The organism is Chryseobacterium sp. CH21 (genome assembly GCF_004119445.1).
Classification (GTDB): domain Bacteria; phylum Bacteroidota; class Bacteroidia; order Flavobacteriales; family Weeksellaceae; genus Chryseobacterium.
Genome location: NZ_QICI01000059.1, coordinates 1 through 2,918 on the forward strand (window position 1 = coordinate 1; position 2,918 = coordinate 2,918).

Sequence of the window (2,918 nt, forward strand, 5' to 3'; positions counted from 1 at the left end):
TTGGAGAATGAAAGACTGCGAGCCGAAATTGATTTTCTAAAAAAGTTAGACGCCTTAACTCTCAAAAAGAACAAGCAGAGGCCATCGAAGGATTAAGGCGAAAATATAAACTGTCGCTCCTTCTGGATTGTACAGGTATGGCTAGAAGCAGTTTCTATTACCATCAGAAAGTTCTTAAGAAAAAGGATAAATATGGAGCGGTAAAAGCTTTGATAAAGAAGATTTATCATAGGCACAAGGGGCGATTCGGATACCGTCGTATCACTTTGGTCATGAAACAGAAAGGCATCACAATCAATCATAAAACAGTCTTGAGATTGATGAAAAATTTGGGATTGAAAAGTATCATTAGGGTTCAAAAATACAGATCTTACCGAGGAGAACAAGGCAGGATAGTACCAAATATTCTGGAGAGGAACTTTAAGGCAGATAAACCCAACAGAAAATGGGCCACGGATGTGACAGAATTCAATGTCTCGGGCAGTAAATTATACCTTTCACCAATAATTGATCTGTACAACGGGGAGATAATCAGTTATGATCTTTCGCAAAGACCTGTCTTCGCACAGGTTATGAATATGCTCAAAAAAGGATTTAGGAAGATTAAGAATACTGAAAATCTCATAATCCATTCTGATCAAGGCTGGCAATACCAGATGAAAGCCTATCAGAATCTGTTAAAAGAAAAAGGGATCCTCCAGAGTATGTCGCGGAAAGGAAATTGCCTGGATAATGCGGTAATAGAAAACTTCTTTGGAACTTTAAAATCTGAGATGTTCTACACTAAGAAATTTAAAACCATTGATGAACTCAAAAAAGAAATAAAGAAGTATATCAATTACTATAATAACGACAGGATAAGACTTAATCTAAAAGGAAAGAGTCCGGTACAGTACCGAACTCTTTCATATAATAATTTTGTTTAATTTTGTCTAAACTTTTGGGTGCAGTCTAATTGTTCCGGGATTTTTATATCTGAATAAGAGTCAGTGATTATGCTAATTTCTGAGAATCTGCAATAAACTGAGCCAGTCCGCTGTCTGTTAATGGGTGCTTCAATAAGCTCAAGATCGGAGGAAGTGGAGAGGTAATAACATCAGCTCCAATTTTAGCACAGTCGATAATGTGCATTGAGTGACGGATAGAAGCCGCTAAGATTTCAGTTTCGTACATATAGTTATCGAAAATTAATCTGATTTCCTGAATAAGGTTCAGACCGTCTGTAGAAATATCATCTAACCTTCCTAAGAACGGAGAAACATAGTTTGCTCCTGCTTTTGCGGCTAAAAGAGCCTGCCCCGGAGAGAAGATCAATGTACAGTTCGTTTTGATTCCTTTATCAGAAAAATATTTTAAAGCTTTGATACCGTCTTTGATCATTGGGATCTTTACAACGATATTGGGATGAATAGCAGCCAATTCGTCTCCTTCCTTAATCATTTCTTCATACGTTGTAGAAAGAACTTCCGCAGAAATATCTCCATCTACAAGTTCGCAGATCGTTTTGTAGTGGTTTCTGATTGCTTCAGCTCCCTGAATACCTTCTTTAGCCATTAATGAAGGATTGGTAGTTACACCATCCAAAATTCCAAGATCTCTGGCTTCTTTGATTTGCTCTAAATTAGCTGTGTCAATAAAAAATTTCATTTTGATAAATAGATTTATTGTTACAAAGATAGGGAATTAATTGGGTTCTGAGGTATGAATTTTGAGTTACGAAGTTCAGGATTCGGGGTTTTGGGTTTGCGGGTTTGAGTGTAGTAGAGTGAGAGGGTTTGTGGAGGTAAACAGATGGATAGGATAGTTTGAGAGTAATCGTTTTATGAAATAATAAAAAAGAAATTCCATCCCTATTCATCAAACTGTTATTTTTGCTTCTAGCTTCTAGCTTCTAGCTTCTAGCTTCTAGCTTCTAGCTTCTAAATTTATATCTATGAAAAACAATAGCTTCACAGCCCCATTGGAAATTATAGGAATCAATCCTTTTGTTTTTATTCCTGAAGAAATTCTGAAAAATATTTTTGATGAATCAGGGAGAAATAAAAGTCCCATTGCTGTAAAAGGAACGGTGAATGGGAAAGAATTTAAGCAAAACCTGATGAAATATCTCGGCGAATGGAGACTGTATGTCAATCTGACGATGTTGAAAAATTCCCCAAAGAGAATCGGAGAAGTTATTGAAGTGGTACTGGAATATGATGATTCGGACAGAAGTCTTTCTATTCATCCTCAATTGGAAAAGGCTATCAAAAAAAGTTCTTTGGCAACAGAAAATTTTAAAAACCTGATTCCATCAAGAAGGCATGAGCTGATCCAGTATATCAATAATTTAAAAACTGACGCCAGTATTCAGCGGAATATTGAGAAAATAATCCGGCACTTACATGGTGAAACCGATTTTTACGGAAAGAAAATTGAATAAGATAAGTACAAGATGGAGCTTTAAATGAATAAGGGAAATCAAAAAGTATAGCTTACATTTAACGCAAAGATTAAATTCTTTTGTTTTTTAAGTGTGCTAAGAAAGCGATAAAGTCGCTAATGAAGCCCTATGTTATACGTGCGCTTAGAAAGAATTAATGAAGTTGATTCCCATCTTTGCTCTCTAAAATACAACTGTAGTTACTAAATCTTTGCGTTAAATTTAAACCATGATTTTTGATAATAAAAACATATATAATTAAACAAAAAGACCGGAAAAATTTCTAGTCATGGTCGGAAGATTTTTTCTTCCGACTTTTTGTTTTTAGATATTCAATATTATTATTTTAATTAATTGATTATCAGCCATTTAATTTGTTTTATTATTTCATTTTTTGTATCTTTATTGCTGATAATCAATTGTTTATGTCAGTTTTTAAAGATCACAAAATATCACTTAAAGATGTTTTAGAATTTATTCCCGAAGCACTTTTAAG

The 2,918-nt window shown here is 34.5% G+C and carries 2 protein-coding genes and 1 pseudogene; 2 read left to right on the top strand and 1 reads right to left on the bottom strand.

The features are described 5' to 3' along the window. Window positions 1-50: 50 nt before the first annotated feature. Window positions 51-926 (top strand): annotated as a pseudogene (locus BOQ62_RS12340) (IS3 family transposase); the annotation flags it as partial. A gap of 67 nt (window positions 927-993) precedes the next feature. Here BOQ62_RS12340 and fsa read toward each other — a convergent pair. Beyond that, window positions 994-1,647, bottom strand: a complete 654-nt coding sequence (gene fsa, locus BOQ62_RS12345) for a fructose-6-phosphate aldolase (protein ID WP_105703618.1) — start codon at window positions 1,645-1,647, stop codon at window positions 994-996. Window positions 1,648-1,933: 286 nt separating this feature from the next. Here fsa and BOQ62_RS12350 point away from each other — a divergent pair, with 286 nt between their 5' ends. Then, window positions 1,934-2,422, top strand: a complete 489-nt coding sequence (locus tag BOQ62_RS12350; RefSeq protein ID WP_129039886.1) for a YdeI/OmpD-associated family protein — start codon at window positions 1,934-1,936, stop codon at window positions 2,420-2,422. Window positions 2,423-2,918 lie beyond the last annotated feature (496 nt).

Bases quoted from the DNA above. Each gene is read 5' to 3' on its own strand.
- fsa (WP_105703618.1), bottom strand. From the start codon at position 1,647: ATGAAATTTTTTATTGACACAGCTAATTTAGAGCAAATCAAAGAAGCC.
- BOQ62_RS12350 (WP_129039886.1), top strand. From the start codon at position 1,934: ATGAAAAACAATAGCTTCACAGCCCCATTGGAAATTATAGGAATCAAT.